The sequence below is a fragment of the Vagococcus elongatus genome (genome assembly GCF_003987645.1).
Taxonomy (GTDB): domain Bacteria; phylum Bacillota; class Bacilli; order Lactobacillales; family Vagococcaceae; genus Vagococcus_A; species Vagococcus_A elongatus.
The window spans coordinates 47,487-63,346 of the sequence record NZ_NGKA01000014.1; the positions used below are offsets into that span (position 1 = coordinate 47,487).

Genomic DNA, 15,860 nt, shown 5'->3' on the forward strand with positions numbered 1-15,860 from the left:
TCTGTTTGATTACTTTTTAGTAATTGGGGCAAATGCTGCCAACAGCCGTTTGATTCCCTTAGCTGGAAAAGCAACATCTAACTCCAAATCATTTTGCGTACCGGTAACTTTGATAATCGTCCCTTCGCCCCAAACTTTATGGAGCACCTTATCTCCCAACTGCCAGCCAAGCTGCTCGCCGCCTGTCAGTTGTTTTTTAGTCACAACTTTTGTTTCTGGGCGAGGTCGCTGATTCTGTGTGGCAGTACGACTTCTGCCAGTCATCTGACTTGTCCCGCTATATATCGTCTTTCGAGCTGTTCCTTCGATTTCCAGCAGATTTTGATTGATTTCTGAAATAAAACGAGAGGAAGGATTCTCCTGAAAACGACCGTATAAATTTCGCGATAGACTGTTAGTCAGATAAAGTTTCTCCTCAGCTCGGGTAATTCCCACATAAGCCAACCGTCGTTCTTCTTCCACCGTATCGTCTTCAAGAATACTGCGGGAGGAAGGGAAAAGTCCCTCTTCCATACCGATGATGAAAACTACTGGAAATTCCAGACCTTTAGCTGCGTGAAGAGTCATTAACGTCACTTGGGACTGTTCCTCATCAAATGTATCAATATCAGACAATAACGCCAGATCATTTAAAAAGCTGACCAGCTTATTTTCTTCTGACTGAGTTTCAGCTGTGGCGGATTCTTTATCATATTCTTTTGTCACAGTCATAAATTCCTGTAAGTTTTCGATACGTGTCTCAGCTTCCAAATTGTTTTGAATGGCTAGACTTTCTGTATAACCACTCCGTTTTAGAACTTCTTCAACAAGTTCTGTTATCGTCAAATAAGGAACCATCTTTTGCAAATCCTGTATCATATGAGCAAATTTCACTAATTCTCTGGCCGCTTTTCCTGTGATGTTGGCTAAATCAACGTTCACTGCTGCTTCCAGTAAACCCCATTCATAAAGTGACGCAAAATCTTGCAATTTACTAATGGAGGTTGCACCGATGCCTCGTTTTGGCTCGTTGACAATACGTTCGAAACTTAAAGAGTCCATGGGATTAGCAATCAAACGCAGATAGGCGATGATGTCTTTGATCTCTTTTCGATCGTAGAATTTATGTCCTCCTACCATAGTGTAAGGAATATTTGATTTTAACAACATTTCTTCCAATACCCGCGACTGGGCATTCGTCCGGTACAACACAGCAAAATCGCCATTCGAACGCTGATCTTTTTCTTTCAGTGCCTCGATTTGCTGGATGACAAACAACGCTTCTTCCCGCTCTGTCCTGCCGCGGAAGTAAGTGATTTTATCCCCTTCTGTGTTTTCCGTCCACAACTCTTTTTTCTTGCGGTTATCATTATTGTTGATGACATGATTTGCCGCATCTAAAATCGTTTGCGTCGACCGGTAATTTTGCTCCAGTAAGATGACCTTGGCATCAGGGTAGTCTTTTTCAAAATCCATAATGTTTTGGATATCCGCACCACGCCAGCCATAAATACTTTGATCCGCATCCCCAACCACACAAAGATTTCTAAAACGTGCTGCCAGCAAATTGACTAATGTATACTGCGCATGGTTCGTATCCTGATATTCATCCACATGAATATACTGAAATTTATTTTGATAATATGACAAGACTTCGGGATGTTCTTGAAGCAGACGAATCGTCAACATGATCAAATCATCAAAGTCCATGGACTGATTGAGTCTAAGCTCTTTTTGATAAAGGAGATAACATTTAGCCACTTGCTGCTGGAAATAATCCCCCTGACGGGCCTCATAGGCTTTAGCAGTCAACAATTCATTTTTTGCCTGACTGATGTGAGATAACATGGCCCGATGATCAAATTTTTTAGGATCGAGATTCAATTCTTTAAGAATACGTTTCATCAGCGTTTGCTGTTCTGAAGTATCAACAATCGTAAAGTTACTGCTGTAACCAATTAAATCCACGTCCCGACGTAAGATACGAACACACATTGCGTGAAACGTCGACACCCAGATCGCCTCGCTGTTTTCTTTCACAAGCCGGCTGACACGTTCTCTCATTTCTTTGGCTGCTTTATTCGTAAAGGTAATCGCCAGAATATTCCAGGGATTGACTTCTTTTTCCTCGATTAAATAGGCAATGCGATGGGTCAGCACTCTTGTTTTTCCGCTCCCTGCGCCTGCCATGATCAATAATGGACCGTTGGTTAGCTTTACGGCTTCTTTTTGCCTGGGATTCATTCCCTTTAGTAAAGTATTTATATGCGACATACACAACGTCCTTTCTAATTTTACAATCTTTACCATTATAACAAAAATCTTAGAAAACTTCTCTAGGAATACGTTTGCTTATACAATAATTTAATAAAAATATTTACTCACGAAAACAAAAAAACAACTTCCCAAAAGCTCACGCTCTGGAAAGTTATTTTTCTGATTTTTAGAAATCAAAGGTATCCGGATTGGCACCAAATCTTTCATTTTTATTCAAACCGTCAATTTTTGCCATATCCTCATCAGTCAATTGAAAATCAAAGACACTGCCATTTTCAATGATTCGACTCTTGGTGACCGATTTAGGGATGGTTACGATATCGTGCTGCAGATCCCAGCGCAAAATAATTTGAGCAACTGTTTTGTTATATTTTGCTGCAATCTGTCTTAACACCTCATTTTCAAGGACTTTGCCTTGCCCTAAAGGACTCCACGCTTCCACCACGATTCCTTTATCTTTGCAGTAATCTCGCAACTCTTTCTGATTCAAATATGGGTGAAGTTCTATCTGGTTGATGACTGGTACTATCTCTGCATGAGACATTAAATCGTCCAAATGATGGGCATGAAAATTGCTGACGCCTATCGCTTTGACTTTTCCGCTGGCATAAATCTCTTCCATTGCCCGCCAAGTATCATTGTACTTGCCTTCCACTGGCCAGTGGATCAAATACAGGTCGATGTAGTCCAGCTGCAAATCTCTCAAACTGTTATCAAAGGCCTTCAGCGTGGATTCATACCCCTGCTCATCATTCCAAACTTTCGTCGTTACGAATAGTTCTTCACGAGGGACGCCGCTTTCACGGATGGCTTTGCCTACCCCTGCTTCGTTACCGTACACTTTCGCTGTATCGATGGAACGATAGCCGAATTCCAGAGCCCACTTCACAGCATTTTCAACTTGTCCGCCTTCTTCAGCTCTCCAAACTCCTAAGCCGAGACGAGGCATTTCCACCCCGTTGTTCAATCGAATTGTCTTTGTTATGTCCATTAGTCATTACCTCCTTGCTTACTATTTTACTATGAAACAGCTTTCTCTGCATGAAAAAAGCAAAGACCTTTCTAATTAGACAAATTCTACATCAGACAGGTCTTTGTTTTATAAAAAATTAATCAGCTTTATTTGTGTGATTATTCCCGATAGATTGTCTCAGTGTTTTCCACATGCCGGCATCACTATACACAAGTGCTGTTGATTTATATAGTGTGGCAGAAAGTTTCAAAAGTAAAACGACAGATACGGCTAAAATCACTAGAGAAATAATTACTTCTGTATCTTTGACGCCTCCGCTGGCAATTCGCTGAGGCATTGTGTAAGAAGACAGAAACGGAATAAAAGATGAAATCCTAAACAATAAATGGTTAGGGGAATTCATGCCTAAGAAAATCGTCAGAAAGTAACCTGCCATAGACAGATAAGAAACAGGTACCACTGCTTTGCTGGCATCTTCTGCTTTAGAAACTAGGGAGCCGCTGAAAGCTGCTGCAATCGTATAAATCATGACCCCTAAAAGAAGAAATAACATATTATAGCCTAAAAGACTCTTCGCTAAATCTTTCAAAGGAACCACCTTCAAAAAATCTTTGACGATGTCCAAATTCTTCACTAATGGAAAAGCTGCAACAAAAGCCAGTACGTAAGCAATTAATTGCGTCAGTATCACCATTAGAATCCCCATCATTTTACCGTAAAAATGTTTTGACGCCTTAGTACTGGATAAAATAATCTCCATGATTCGGGTGCCTTTTTCCGAGGCTACTTCCTGTGCCACAATTTGTGAATACAAGGTGATAATCATAAACATCGCAACACTGACCAGCATGGAAACAATCATCATCGCCAGCTGATTGCCTTTAGCTTCAGTGATTTTCCCATCTTCAACTTTTACTGTTTTTTCGCTTAGATCGGCAGGAGTCAATAATTTTTGCAAATCGTCTCCTGTCAGTCCCAGCTCCTGACTGATAAAACTCATTTGAATGCTGGACAAAATCTGAGTGGTCATCATTTTATCCGTAGTGCCCATTGCTGAGGTTCCGATATAACTTCCCGTTAATTTTTGCGTCTCTTCATCGATAGCAATTGCCAGATAACCGCCAATTTTATCATCTTTCAGCGCCTGCTCTGCCTCGGGTTCAGTATCAAACTTCTCCACGATCGTCAAATCACTTTGTTCAAGAAATGCCTGACGAATCACTTCATTGTCGGAGACCACAGCAATTTCGTCTGCTTCGCCCATCTTAGAACCAATAAACCCGGAAAGGGCGCCAATCCCGATGATCAGCAGCGGAGCTAGCAACATGACTAAAAACGTGACGCTTTTAACGTTTCTTTTATATGTTTCTAGCGCAACGACCCAAAATTTATTCATGATTCTCCCCCACTTTCATCTTGAAAATTTCCTCCAATGTAGGCGGGGTCTGACTGAAAATCGGCATATAACCTAAGTCAGCTCCGAGTCTGAAAATTTCTTCTCCTACTTTTTCATTCGCCAAATCAACTTGCAGAATACCATCCACCCGGCGAACAACTCGATTCACTCCCTCTATCTCAGAGATAGCTTCCATCGGCAACTTGGAATCGATCAGCAATTTCGTCCGCTCAAACTGATGGCGAATATCATGGACCGCACCATCTAGAACAACAGCACCATCTCTTAGCATAATCAAATGATCACAAATTTTTTCAACATTTTCCATATTGTGGCTTGAAAAAATGACTGATGATCCCTGTTCCTTCAAGGCAAGAATTGCGTCTTTCAATAACTCTGCATTGACCGGATCCAGTCCGCTGAATGGTTCATCTAAAATAATCAACTTGGGACTATGAATCAAGGTGGCAATCACTTGAACCTTTTGTTGATTCCCTTTGGACAAGGATTTAATCTTATCACTTTTTTTACCCTTCACTTGAAAGTTTTCCATCCACTGGTCAATTAAAGGAGAAATCTCCTTTTTGGTTTTCCCTCTTAATTTGGCAAAAAAAATCAGCTGGTCTTCAATGCTGATTTTGGGATACAATCCCCTTTCTTCTGGCAAATAACCAATCTCATTATAATTTTTTTCAGTTAAGGGTGCGCCATTCCATAAAATTTCTCCTGAGTCAGGACTTAAGAAATCTAAAATCAAACGAAATGTCGTTGATTTCCCCGCACCATTTTGACCAATCAATCCCAAAATCTTCCCGCCAGGCACTGCAAATGAAACATCATCCACAGCTTTCAATGAGCCGAAAGTTTTGTTAAGATTTTTTACCTCTAACATGTTTCCCCTCCTTCTGTCTCCTATCAGAAATTGTCTGCAACTTTAATTTTTCGGCAGTTTTATATTATAAAAAATGATGCTTCCAGCATTCACAACAGAAACAATTGTTGCATGCAACAAACAGCTCTGAATGAAGTTACGAGTGGACATCCCCTGAATGCTGATAACAATTAAAATTAAAGCAAACCCAACCATATAGCTGCTGAAAGTCAGTTGACTGGCAGCCGACAACACACGGTTGCCCCGGTCCGTCTGGCGATAACTAGGCATTACTTTTAAATAATATAAGATACTCACAAAAATAATAATTCCGCAAATTATCTGAATGATAGCATTATTCATTTTTCCCATCTCTTTCATTATTCAACAATTTTACTGACTTCAAAATTGTACCACTAATCAAATTAATTGTCATCAGACTTTGGTCTCTCAGCTTCGCTATGAAAGTGTTGGCGGACACGTTCAGCCACATTTTTTGGCAAGCCTGCTTTCTGAAGCTCTTCCAAAGTTGCCTGCTCAATACTTTTAATAGATTTAAAATGTTTCAACAAAGACCGTTTACGTTTCGGCCCTAACCCTTCGATGCCATCTAAGCGAGAAGAAAAACTGGTTTTGCTGCGAAGCTGACGGTGGAAAGTAATTGCAAAACGGTGGACTTCTTCCTGAATCCGCTGCAATAAAAAGAATTCATGGGAATTTCTTTTTAAAGGCACGGTGTCCAAAGTGGGACCAAATAACAACTCGCTCGTTTTATGTCTTTCATTTTTGGCCAAACCTGCTATCGGCAACTCCAGTCCCAGCTGATTTTCCAAAACTTCTCTAGCTGCATCCACTTGACCTTTGCCGCCATCAATAATAACTAAATCCGGCAACGGCAGTTCTTCTTTTAGTACTCGGGCATATCGCCGGTAAATAACTTCTCTCATAGAGGCATAGTCGTCTGGACCAGTAACTGTTTTGATTTTATACTTTCGATACTCATTTTTGGCTGGTTTCCCGTCAATAAATACGACCATCGCCGAGACTGCACTGGTTCCCATAATATTGGAGTTATCGAATGCCTCAATCCGAATTGGTGCAGGAATATTCAACGCATTCCCCAGTCCTTCCACAGCACCGATTGTTCTTTCTTCTCTTCGTTCAATCAAATCAAATTTTTCAGTCAGAGCAACCTTCGCATTTTTATTTGCCAAGGCTACCAACTTTTTCTTTTCCCCTCTTTTAGGCTGGAATACCTTTGTTTTGACTAATGCTTCCACACTAGCCAAATCAATATCGTCTGGTATAAAAAGCTCTTTAGGCACAAAATGCTGATTTTCCAAATAAAACTGTCCGATAAATGTCAAAAAATCTTCTTCCGGTTCGTTATAAAAAGGAAACACCGACACATCTCGTTCAATTAATTTTCCTTGACGTATAAAGAAAACTTGGACACACATCCACCCCTTGTCTACGTGATAGCCGAAGACATCACGATCTACAAAGTCTGCATAAGTCATTTTCTGTTTAATCATCACGGTTTCGATAGCCTTCATTTGATCTCGCAATTCAGCTGCTTTTTCAAATTCCATTTTTTCCGCCGCTGACAGCATTTGTTTTTCCAAATCCTTCTGAATCTCGGTATAACCGCCATTTAAAAATTGCTTGATTTCTTCTACCATATCTTTGTAAATTTGCGAGTCCACCTTCATCACACAAGGTGCCAAACATTGACCCAAATGGTAGTATAGACACACTTCTTTGGGCAATACTTTGCACTTTCGCAGAGGATACAGCTTATCCAATAGTTTTTTTGTATCATTTGCTGCTCTCACATCAGGATAGGGACCAAAATACAACCCTCTATCTTTTTTTACTTTTCGAGTAATCAATAAACGAGGATATTTTTCATTGGTAATCTTTATAAAAGGATAACTTTTATCATCCTTTAACATAATATTATATTTGGGGTCATTTTCTTTAATCAGATTTATTTCCAACAGCAGAGCTTCAATGTTGGACTCTGTGACAATATATTCGAAATCAGTGATTTCACTGACGAGGCGTTCTGTTTTCGTATCATGGCTTCCTCTGAAGTAAGAACGCACACGATTTTTCAGGTTTTTAGCTTTGCCGACATAAATGATTGTTTGATGTTTATCTTTCATCAAGTAACATCCGGGACTTGACGGCAGCAAATCTAGCTTATTTTCAATCAGTTCTCTCATTCTCTTACTCCTTCTTTGATTTCTGTTCTAAGTATACATTAACTTCAGAACTCCCGACACAAAAAAAGCCGGCAACTGCCCAAAACCTTTTAGCAGTGCTGCGACTTTTTAATTTATAGCTTATGGTTTTTCATTTGAAGAATCATTGCCAGTATCATAAGTTTCCTCGGTTTCAATCGTCACTTCCCCAGATGTCTCTTCTTTTTCACTGGAAGAATCTTCTGGTTTATTTTCATCTCTGGAAGTCTTTTCTTTTTTACCTTTATATTCATCATCGATCATGTTTTGCGCCTCTGTCATACTTCTTTGAACGACTTTCTGCATTTCCTCCGCCAAACTTTCTGATGATCCATGACCAGATAAAAACGCCAGCAACATTTGCGTTGCTTTTTTTTCACGTTCTTTTGGATCAATTTTCCATTGCGACCCGTCTTTTTCAAGGATTAGCGAAACTTTCACTGACTCTTCGCTCTGACGAATATCCTCGATTGCCTCTGTCATAGAAGCTACCATGCTGTCTCCCAGCTTGTAATTATTTGTCGAGATTTCAGGATTATTCAACATTTCATCTACTAAATCATCTGTCATTTCCTGATAGGAGCGAATAAAATCCAACCCTGTCACAGTGAAATAGACTTCATACTGACGCTGCCCCAAATCTTTCAGACTTTTCAGTTGAAATTGTGTGGTTGTCATCATTTTTTTAATCCAAAGCTCTACCATTGCCTCTGTCTGCTCGGAGGAAATAACGCCCCCAAACTGATTGATATCTGAAACGATATTGGCCACCAGTGTCTTTTTCTGCAGATTGATTTCTTCAGACAGTTCTTCCCCATTCGAAAAATTGGCAGCAAATAAGTCTTTATCTTCTTGAAAAACTAATTGATTAACAAACAAAACTCCTGCTTCTTCTGGTTTCACTGCTTCTTTACAAGAAGTCAGCATTAAAACAGCAAGCAAAGGGAACATGATCAGAAATACAGACTTTTTCGTTATTGGACTCATCCCTAACATCCTATCTTATTTTTTTAAACCATCTCAAATAATTCTAGCTGATTGTTGTATCGATGGTAAAGGTAGTTTCATTATCCTTCAAAACGAAGTGTTTTTCAATGGAAAACATCCCTTTGTCGAATTCTATTATAAATCATTCTAAGGAGAAGGAAACTTATGGAGTCATTAGTGGTGCCTGTTCTTTTTCTTGCGTTAGCCTCTGTATCTCTGCCTAAATTAATCCATCTGGAATTTTCCGAGATTCTGCCTAAACAAACACCCCTTCCTTTTTTGCGGGTTCTTATTTTTTTATCTTTCATTTTTGGCACAGCTTTTCAAAAAAATCTCTCGTCACCAGTGACAGTTATTTTAGTTTATGCAAATTTTCTCCTTGCCTACACCGATACTCACTATACTTTATTATCTCCCAGTATTTTATATGGACAGTTTCTTTTAATGTGGACCATCACACTGATATCTCCAGCCGACCATTCCTTCTTTTGGTGGGCGTCTATTTGTTTTTATTTATCTTTTCGCTTCTTGACCCACATCGTACCAGACGGTTTTGGTGAAGGTGATATTAAGCTTTTATGTGTCTGGAGCTGCTTCATTGATTTTATTTCCATGTGGCAGATTATCTTTCTTGCGACTATCTTAGCGTTGATATATGTTTTGCTGCTGAATCTTCTCAAGAAGGAAGTCACCAGACTCCCTTTTGTTCCTTTCTTATATGTGGGATTAGTTTGGGTGTTGATGTTATAAAGGATAGAGTTTTTCTTACCTGTCCCCTCCAAAGATAAAAAATTGATTTGTTAAAAATGAAGAAAGATAATTCTATGTAAAAACTTTACAGATATGCACAAAAAAAGCCAAACCCTTGGTATACGAGCGTTTGGCATGATGGTCCCTACTGGTCTCGAACCAGCGACCCCTACCTTGTCGAGGTAGTGCTCTCCCAACTGAGCTAAGGAACCTTTAAAATATTTATTTTTTATCTCACCTGATTTTTGCAATCAGTTGACTTGTTTCAAACATGACTCTGACACAAGATAAGATGCGGTCACTAATTGAGTATAGCAAATACAAGTATTAAAATCAATGGAGATTTTTTCTTCTGCCAAAAATCAACTTTTACCTTGAAACCTTTACAAGCAATCTTTCTTAATCCTCTGTAATCGCCATCGACTTTTTAGTTTGTTTAAATCCTTTCCACCGTCCAACCTCCTTTCATAAGTAAAGAACTTTTCACTCTGATTCATTTATTTTCTATCGTTTTTTGTTTCCTTATTGACATGATAAAACTTAAAAAAATAGTAAAAATAAGGTATAATTTAAGTAACAACAATAAGGGAGCGATGACAATGAATGATAAACCTGTAACAAATGTCCTGATTGATCGCGAAGATCGCCAAAGTTTACTTGAATTTGCCACGACCCTCGAAACCATTGCAAAAAAACTTAAAGAAGAAGGTTCCTTCACAATGACGGAAGGAAGCAAGGAAACTGTTATTTCTCCATCTGAGCACCTGAAAGTCGAATATTCCTATGAAATAAAAGGAGAAAAGCATTCTTTTGAAATCGAATTCGACTGGTATACTGGGGATAAGGCACAAAGTGAATTCAGCATCAAGTAATTTTTAAAAACTCATTTGAGTTCCTACTTTCAAGAGGCAACATTTGAATAACTAAACCCAGACATCCTGATAAACGATGTCTGGGTTTGTTTTTCTGTCTTATTTCCCATCATTTCCAGCCAGTATTTTCTGCTAGCCGACCATCAGAAAGCCTTCTGGATATTTAAAATGATCATGGGTGCTTTGACGTTTTCTTATCAAAGAAAAAATAAAGGTATAGATACCTATTCTACCGATGAACATTAGCAGCATAATCACGACTTTACCAACGACCGTTAAATTCGGGGTCAGTCCCATCGTCACTCCCACTGTACCAAAAGCAGAAAAAACTTCAAAAATAATATACTCCACACCAAAATTTTGCGGAATAGTTTCCGTTACCGATAAGATGATCGCAGACACTGAAATCAAGGTCAATGCCAAAAAGAAGAGAGCATAGCTGGATAATATCGTATTTTTTTTGATCGTTCTTTCACGGTAAGACGTATGTTCTTTTCCAAGTAAAATATTCTTGATATTTAAAAACAGCACTGAAAAAGTTGATACTTTCAGTCCACCGGCTGTCGAACCAGAATTTCCTCCGATAAACATCAAAAAAGTGGTCAAAAGTAAGGAAGCCGTTGAAACATTCGTATATGAGACATTATTAAAGCCTGCTGTCCGCGGTGTCACCGTTAGAAACAATATATTACTGATTTTTTCTGTGAAAGACAGCGTGTGATCATGAATAGAGAAACCTTTTTCAAAGATAAAAAACAGTAAAAAACTAAGTCCCAAAATAATCATAGAAGCACGAAGAGTCAAAGAAGAATGCATGGACAATTTTTTCCGTTTGCCAAACTCCAGCAACTCTTTCCATACAACAAATCCCAATCCCCCTGCAAGAATCAAAAGACTTATTACTACCAATAAAAAGGGTTCTTTTGTCGCACTTTCCAAACTATCGCCAAACAAATCAAAACCAGCATTACAAAAAGCTGAGACTGCATGAAAAATACTGTGACCCAGTCCATTCAAAAAACCGTGTTTAGGGACGAAATAAAACGACAACAAGAACGTGCCCAGCAGCTGAATCGACAATGAGATTTTCATGGTGTACTTTGCAATTTTAAACACACCGCTGAATTCCCCTAAATTCATATAATCTTTAATCAACATTCTGGTTGAAAAACTTGCTTTTTTCTTGCTAGTAAACAAAATCATCAAGGAAATTAACAAGAAACTCATGCCGCCGATTTCTATCAAAATCATGATGACTGTACGGCCAAACAATGTCCAATGTGCCGCCGTATTGACTGTGGTCAACCCTGTCACACAAGTAGCAGAGGTGGCTACAAAAAGAGCATCCAGAAAATTTGTCGGACCATTTACAGAAGCGATGGGCAGCGACAGCAAACACGCGCCAATTAAAATTATCAGCAGAAAACTTCCTGTGATAAATTGTGCACTCGAAAATCTAAACGAGTGTTTTTTCTTTTGTGACATCATTACTTCCTCCACCGAATATCTAATAACTTCAATTTTTTGTTAACCACATCACTATAACAAACAACATCTCTTGACGCAATCCAATAACGGACTTTCAAAACTATTTTTTTATACTCATAGTAAAAACAACGGAAAAGAGCTTCCCGGCAACCGGGACTCTTTTCCGTCGGTGTGATTTTTTTTACTCTTACAATATCTAAAAAGAAATGGAAAGCTATTGCTTCATTTTTTTGACTTTGATCAAACGTGTGATATTGCTTCTTTCCGTTTCTTCCAGTTTGTTTCTGATACTGGTGATTGTCTCCTCCAACTCTGGAATCGTCATATACTCTAAAGCATTGACCCGTCTTCTAGTTTTTTCGATCTCTGTGGCCATTAGCTGACAAGTTTTTTCTACTTCTGCCAATTCCAGCATCAAGGGTAATATCTTTGTTAATTCTTCGAAAGACTCATCTAATTCTACATTAGAGTTCAAATAGCCGTATCTGAATGGTGGAGCAATTAATTCTTCTTCGTAATCAAAATTCATAATGGGGACTTTGACACTCATAATGTTTTCTTCGATGACTTCCACAGTCATTTCACCAGTAGAAATTGCCATCAGTTCTTCGATATAGGATTCATTCAGCGTGGCACTGGCCAAAGCAAAAGAAGAGAAAGCTGCCGTTAGTTTTTTTTCCATTTCCTCACGCAATGCAGCATTCTTCCGTATCAATAAGATAAATTGACGGACTAACTCATCCTGTTTATCTTTCAGCAATTTATGTCCTCTAACAGCCGTCACCAGCTGCTTTTTTAAACGTGAAAGCTCCATTCTTGTTGGATTAACATGTTTCGCCATTTCGCATCACGCCTTTTTGTTTAAATAATCATCTAACATATCATCTTTGATCCGCTTTAGTTCCGTCCTAGGCAGCATACTGAGCAATTCCCAACCTAAGTCCAATGTTTCTTCAATCGTACGATTCATTTGAAACCCTTGATTAATATACTCTTGCTCAAATCTTTCAGCAAATTTGCTATAAATCTTATCAACTTCTGACAAGGCTGCTTCACCTAGCACTACCGCCAGCTCCTTGGCCTGCTTGCCTTGAGCATAGGCAGAAAATAATTGGTTCATGGTAGCCGCATGGTCTTCACGGGTTTTTCCTTTACCTGTCCCTTTATCTTTCAAGCGTGATAAAGACGGTAACACGTCCACAGGCGGTTGGATGCCTCTTTTGTATAATTCACGGGACAAAATAATCTGCCCTTCAGTAATATATCCTGTTAAATCTGGAATCGGATGAGTTTTGTCATCTTCAGGCATTGTCAATATGGGAATTTGTGTCACAGAACCTTGCAAGCCGCGAATTCTCCCCGCACGTTCATATAAGTTAGCCAAATCCGTATAGAGATAGCCCGGATACCCTCGGCGTCCCGGCACTTCCCTTCTGGCTGCAGAAATCTCCCGCAAGGCTTCACAATAATTGGTCATGTCGGTCATAATCACCAGAACATGCATGCCTTTTTCATAAGCCAAATACTCTGCGGCAGTCAATGCCATTCTCGGAGTAGCAATTCTTTCAATGGCAGGATCATCGGCTAAATTCATAAATACTACCGAACGGTCCAACGCCCCTGTTTCTCTAAAATTCTCAACAAAGAAGTCCGCCTCTTCAAATGTGATTCCGATAGCAGCAAAGACTACGGCAAATTCATCATCCGAATTCAAAACGGTAGCTTGTCTGGCAATTTGAGCAGCAAATTCTTTATGAGGCAAACCTGATCCGGAGAAAACCGGCAGCTTTTGCCCCCGTACCAGTGTATTTAAATGATCGATAGTAGAAATTCCTGTCTGGATAAACTCATCAGGATAGTCCCTGACAGCCGGATTGATAACTTCCCCGTTAATATTGACTTTTTTCTCTGGAAGAAGTTGAGCGCCTTTGTCAATAATACGGCCCATGCCGTCAAAGACACGCCCCAGCATATCCTCAGAAACGCCAAGCTCTAAAGGTCTGCCTAAAAATCTCACTTGAGAATCACGTAAGTTGATATCGCTCGTCCCTTCAAAAACCTGTACCATGGCACGATCGCCATCAATTTCCAACACCTGACCCCGTCTCGTCTCACCGTTTTGCAAACGTACTTCAATCAGTTCCTCATATTTGACTCCCGTCACTTGTTCAACAATCATCAGCGGGCCGACCACTTCACTGATTGTACGATATTCTTTAATCATGGTGGCTCATCCCTCCTTCAGCAACGATTTCCCTCAATCTGCTTTTCACACTGCTGGTAACTTCATCGATTTTACTTATTTCAGATTCCGGCAAAAATTTGCTGCGGGCGATTTGGTCTCGAATCGCCACAGTACCCTCCATGATTTCACTCAAATAAGCATTCAAAGAAAGTGCATACGTAGCTTCCCGATAAAAAGTTAAGATAAGATTCAGCATCTTATATTGTTTTTCGATGGAGGTAAACGTGTCTACCTCATCAAACGCATTTTGCTGCAAGTAGTCCTCTCGAATCGACTTAGTTATTTCTAACACTAAACGGTCTTCATCTGACAAAGAATCAATCCCTACCAGCCTGACAATTTCTGACAGTTCTGCTTCTTCCTGCAAAAGTTTCATTCCCTCAGCTACCATTTCTGACCAGTTAGTTTGCAAAAGATCATCTAAATATTCACCGGTCTGGTTGGCATACAAAGAATAACTATTCAACCAGTTGATAGAAGGAAAATGGCGCTGTTGCGCAAGCGGTGCATCCAATCCCCAAAACACATTCACCACTCGCAATGTGTTTTGAGTCACAGGTTCGGAAATATCTCCGCCAGAAGGTGAAACCGCACTGATGGCTGTGATACTGCCTTGACGTTCTTCTGTTCCCAATGTGATTACCTGACCGGCACGTTCGTAATATTCAGCTAGTCTGCTTCCCAAATAAGCTGGGTAGCCTTCATCCCCCGGCATCTCTTCCAAACGCCCACTCATCTCACGCAGCGCTTCTGCCCAGCGAGAGGTAGAATCCGCCATGATAGCGACAGAATAACCCATATCACGGAAGTACTCTGCGATAGTAATCCCTGTGTAAATTGATGCTTCCCTTGCCGCTACCGGCATATTGGAAGTGTTAGCGATCAAAACTGTCCGCTCCATCAATGACTCTCCCGTTTGGGGATCAATCAATTCTGGAAATTCGTTCAATACATCCGTCATTTCATTACCACGTTCACCGCAGCCCACATAAACAACTAAATCCACATCTGCCCATTTGGCAATTTGATGCTGTACCACTGTTTTTCCTGCACCAAAAGGTCCCGGAACAGCTGCGGCTCCACCTTTCACAATTGGAAAAAAGGTATCAATTACCCGTTGGCCAGTAATCATGGGTACTTTGGGATTAAGTTTTTGAGCCACTGGACGCCTCTTACGTACCGGCCATTTTTGCTTCATGGTAAATTCCCGGTCTCCAGTTGCCGTTTCTAAAACATAAACGACTTCATTAATTGTAAATTCGCCATGCTGAACCATTTTAACTGTGCCTGACACTCCCACTGGCACCATGATGCGGTGAAGAATGCTTTTCGTTTCTTGAACAGCACCGATCACATCTCCTGCTTCCACCGGCTCACCGACTTTGACTTCAGGGACGAACAACCATTTTTTTTCTTCATCTAAAGCGGGAATTTTAACTCCCCGGGTTAGAAAATTACTGTTACTCTGAACCGCAAACGTATCTAGGGGACGTTGGATACCGTCAAATATTTGCTCCACTAATCCCGGAGCTAAATCCACAGACAACGGTTTTCCCGTAGTGACCACCGGTTCTCCGGGGCCAATGCCTGTCGATTCCTCGTACACTTGAATAGATGCAACGTCCCCTCTCATCTCGATGATTTCTCCGATGATGCCTGCATCACCGACATAACACATATTTTGAATACTTGCATCTGACATATTTTTTGCCATTACAAGCGGACCTGACACCTTTATAATTGTTCCTTGCTGCACAAATTTTCCTCCTTGCCTAT

General features: G+C 40.1%; 13 protein-coding genes and 1 tRNA gene. 2 read left to right on the forward strand and 12 right to left on the reverse strand.

Annotated elements, in window-relative coordinates:
- Positions 1 to 9: 9 nt before the first annotated feature.
- From pcrA to CBF29_RS09585, 7 genes are all read right to left on the reverse strand, one after another.
- Positions 10 to 2,253: a DNA helicase PcrA gene (pcrA, locus tag CBF29_RS09555; RefSeq protein ID WP_126809507.1), complete on the reverse strand. Its 2,244-nt coding sequence runs from the start codon at positions 2,251 to 2,253 to the stop codon at positions 10 to 12.
- 169 nt (positions 2,254 to 2,422) lie between these two features.
- The gene (locus tag CBF29_RS09560) at positions 2,423 to 3,247 is read right to left on the reverse strand and encodes an aldo/keto reductase (RefSeq protein ID WP_126809508.1); all 825 of its coding nucleotides are present in this window, start codon (positions 3,245 to 3,247) and stop codon (positions 2,423 to 2,425) included.
- A gap of 118 nt (positions 3,248 to 3,365) precedes the next feature.
- On the reverse strand, positions 3,366 to 4,625 hold the full coding sequence (locus tag CBF29_RS09565) for an ABC transporter permease (RefSeq protein ID WP_126809509.1): 1,260 nt from the start codon (positions 4,623 to 4,625) through the stop codon (positions 3,366 to 3,368).
- Entirely contained in the window at positions 4,618 to 5,517 is a 900-nt protein-coding gene (locus CBF29_RS09570) for an ABC transporter ATP-binding protein (RefSeq protein WP_126809510.1), read from the reverse strand. Before CBF29_RS09570 ends, CBF29_RS09565 begins: the two co-directional genes overlap by 8 nt.
- Before the next feature lie 42 nt (positions 5,518 to 5,559).
- On the reverse strand, positions 5,560 to 5,859 hold the full coding sequence (locus CBF29_RS09575) for a hypothetical protein (protein ID WP_126809511.1): 300 nt from the start codon (positions 5,857 to 5,859) through the stop codon (positions 5,560 to 5,562).
- A gap of 62 nt (positions 5,860 to 5,921) precedes the next feature.
- On the reverse strand, positions 5,922 to 7,724 hold the full coding sequence (gene uvrC, locus CBF29_RS09580; RefSeq protein WP_126809512.1) for an excinuclease ABC subunit UvrC: 1,803 nt from the start codon (positions 7,722 to 7,724) through the stop codon (positions 5,922 to 5,924).
- Between the two features lie 120 nt (positions 7,725 to 7,844).
- Positions 7,845 to 8,729 carry a hypothetical protein gene (locus CBF29_RS09585; RefSeq protein WP_126809513.1) on the reverse strand — a complete coding sequence of 295 codons (885 nt, stop codon included), beginning with the start codon at positions 8,727 to 8,729 and terminating at the stop codon, positions 7,845 to 7,847.
- A 165-nt stretch (positions 8,730 to 8,894) separates the two neighbouring features.
- On the opposite strand from CBF29_RS09585, the gene CBF29_RS09590 reads away from it, so the two are divergent.
- Entirely contained in the window at positions 8,895 to 9,479 is a 585-nt protein-coding gene (locus tag CBF29_RS09590; RefSeq protein ID WP_126809514.1) for a prepilin peptidase, read from the forward strand.
- 139 nt (positions 9,480 to 9,618) lie between these two features.
- Here the strand turns inward: CBF29_RS09590 and CBF29_RS09595 are convergent.
- Positions 9,619 to 9,691 (reverse strand) — tRNA-Val (locus tag CBF29_RS09595).
- Between the two features lie 387 nt (positions 9,692 to 10,078).
- Between CBF29_RS09595 and CBF29_RS09600 the strand changes: the two genes are divergently transcribed.
- Complete coding sequence (locus tag CBF29_RS09600) at positions 10,079 to 10,351, forward strand: amphi-Trp domain-containing protein (protein ID WP_211334273.1); 273 nt, start codon at positions 10,079 to 10,081, stop codon at positions 10,349 to 10,351.
- Between the two features lie 132 nt (positions 10,352 to 10,483).
- Here the strand turns inward: CBF29_RS09600 and CBF29_RS09605 are convergent, their stop codons facing one another.
- The 4 genes from CBF29_RS09605 to CBF29_RS09620 form a co-directional block, all read right to left on the reverse strand.
- On the reverse strand, positions 10,484 to 11,851 hold the full coding sequence (locus tag CBF29_RS09605) for a TrkH family potassium uptake protein (protein WP_342775202.1): 1,368 nt from the start codon (positions 11,849 to 11,851) through the stop codon (positions 10,484 to 10,486).
- A gap of 202 nt (positions 11,852 to 12,053) precedes the next feature.
- Positions 12,054 to 12,680 carry a V-type ATP synthase subunit D gene (locus CBF29_RS09610; RefSeq protein WP_126809517.1) on the reverse strand — a complete coding sequence of 209 codons (627 nt, stop codon included), beginning with the start codon at positions 12,678 to 12,680 and terminating at the stop codon, positions 12,054 to 12,056.
- Between the two features lie 6 nt (positions 12,681 to 12,686).
- Entirely contained in the window at positions 12,687 to 14,063 is a 1,377-nt protein-coding gene (locus tag CBF29_RS09615) for a V-type ATP synthase subunit B (protein ID WP_126809518.1), read from the reverse strand.
- Positions 14,056 to 15,840 carry a V-type ATP synthase subunit A gene (locus CBF29_RS09620; RefSeq protein ID WP_126809519.1) on the reverse strand — a complete coding sequence of 595 codons (1,785 nt, stop codon included), beginning with the start codon at positions 15,838 to 15,840 and terminating at the stop codon, positions 14,056 to 14,058. Before CBF29_RS09620 ends, CBF29_RS09615 begins: the two co-directional genes overlap by 8 nt.
- Positions 15,841 to 15,860 lie beyond the last annotated feature (20 nt).

What these genes read in the sequence shown, in the direction of transcription:
- pcrA (WP_126809507.1), bottom strand. Translation starts at nt 2,253, where the DNA reads ATGTCGCATATAAATACTTTACTAAAGGGAATGAATCCCAGGCAAAAA.
- CBF29_RS09560 (WP_126809508.1), bottom strand. Translation starts at nt 3,247, where the DNA reads ATGGACATAACAAAGACAATTCGATTGAACAACGGGGTGGAAATGCCT.
- CBF29_RS09565 (WP_126809509.1), bottom strand. Translation starts at nt 4,625, where the DNA reads ATGAATAAATTTTGGGTCGTTGCGCTAGAAACATATAAAAGAAACGTT.
- CBF29_RS09570 (WP_126809510.1), bottom strand. Translation starts at nt 5,517, where the DNA reads ATGTTAGAGGTAAAAAATCTTAACAAAACTTTCGGCTCATTGAAAGCT.
- CBF29_RS09575 (WP_126809511.1), bottom strand. Translation starts at nt 5,859, where the DNA reads ATGAATAATGCTATCATTCAGATAATTTGCGGAATTATTATTTTTGTG.
- uvrC (WP_126809512.1), bottom strand. Translation starts at nt 7,724, where the DNA reads ATGAGAGAACTGATTGAAAATAAGCTAGATTTGCTGCCGTCAAGTCCC.
- CBF29_RS09585 (WP_126809513.1), bottom strand. Translation starts at nt 8,729, where the DNA reads ATGAGTCCAATAACGAAAAAGTCTGTATTTCTGATCATGTTCCCTTTG.
- CBF29_RS09590 (WP_126809514.1), top strand. Translation starts at nt 8,895, where the DNA reads ATGGAGTCATTAGTGGTGCCTGTTCTTTTTCTTGCGTTAGCCTCTGTA.
- CBF29_RS09600 (WP_211334273.1), top strand. Translation starts at nt 10,079, where the DNA reads ATGAATGATAAACCTGTAACAAATGTCCTGATTGATCGCGAAGATCGC.
- CBF29_RS09610 (WP_126809517.1), bottom strand. Translation starts at nt 12,680, where the DNA reads ATGGCGAAACATGTTAATCCAACAAGAATGGAGCTTTCACGTTTAAAA.
- CBF29_RS09615 (WP_126809518.1), bottom strand. Translation starts at nt 14,063, where the DNA reads ATGATTAAAGAATATCGTACAATCAGTGAAGTGGTCGGCCCGCTGATG.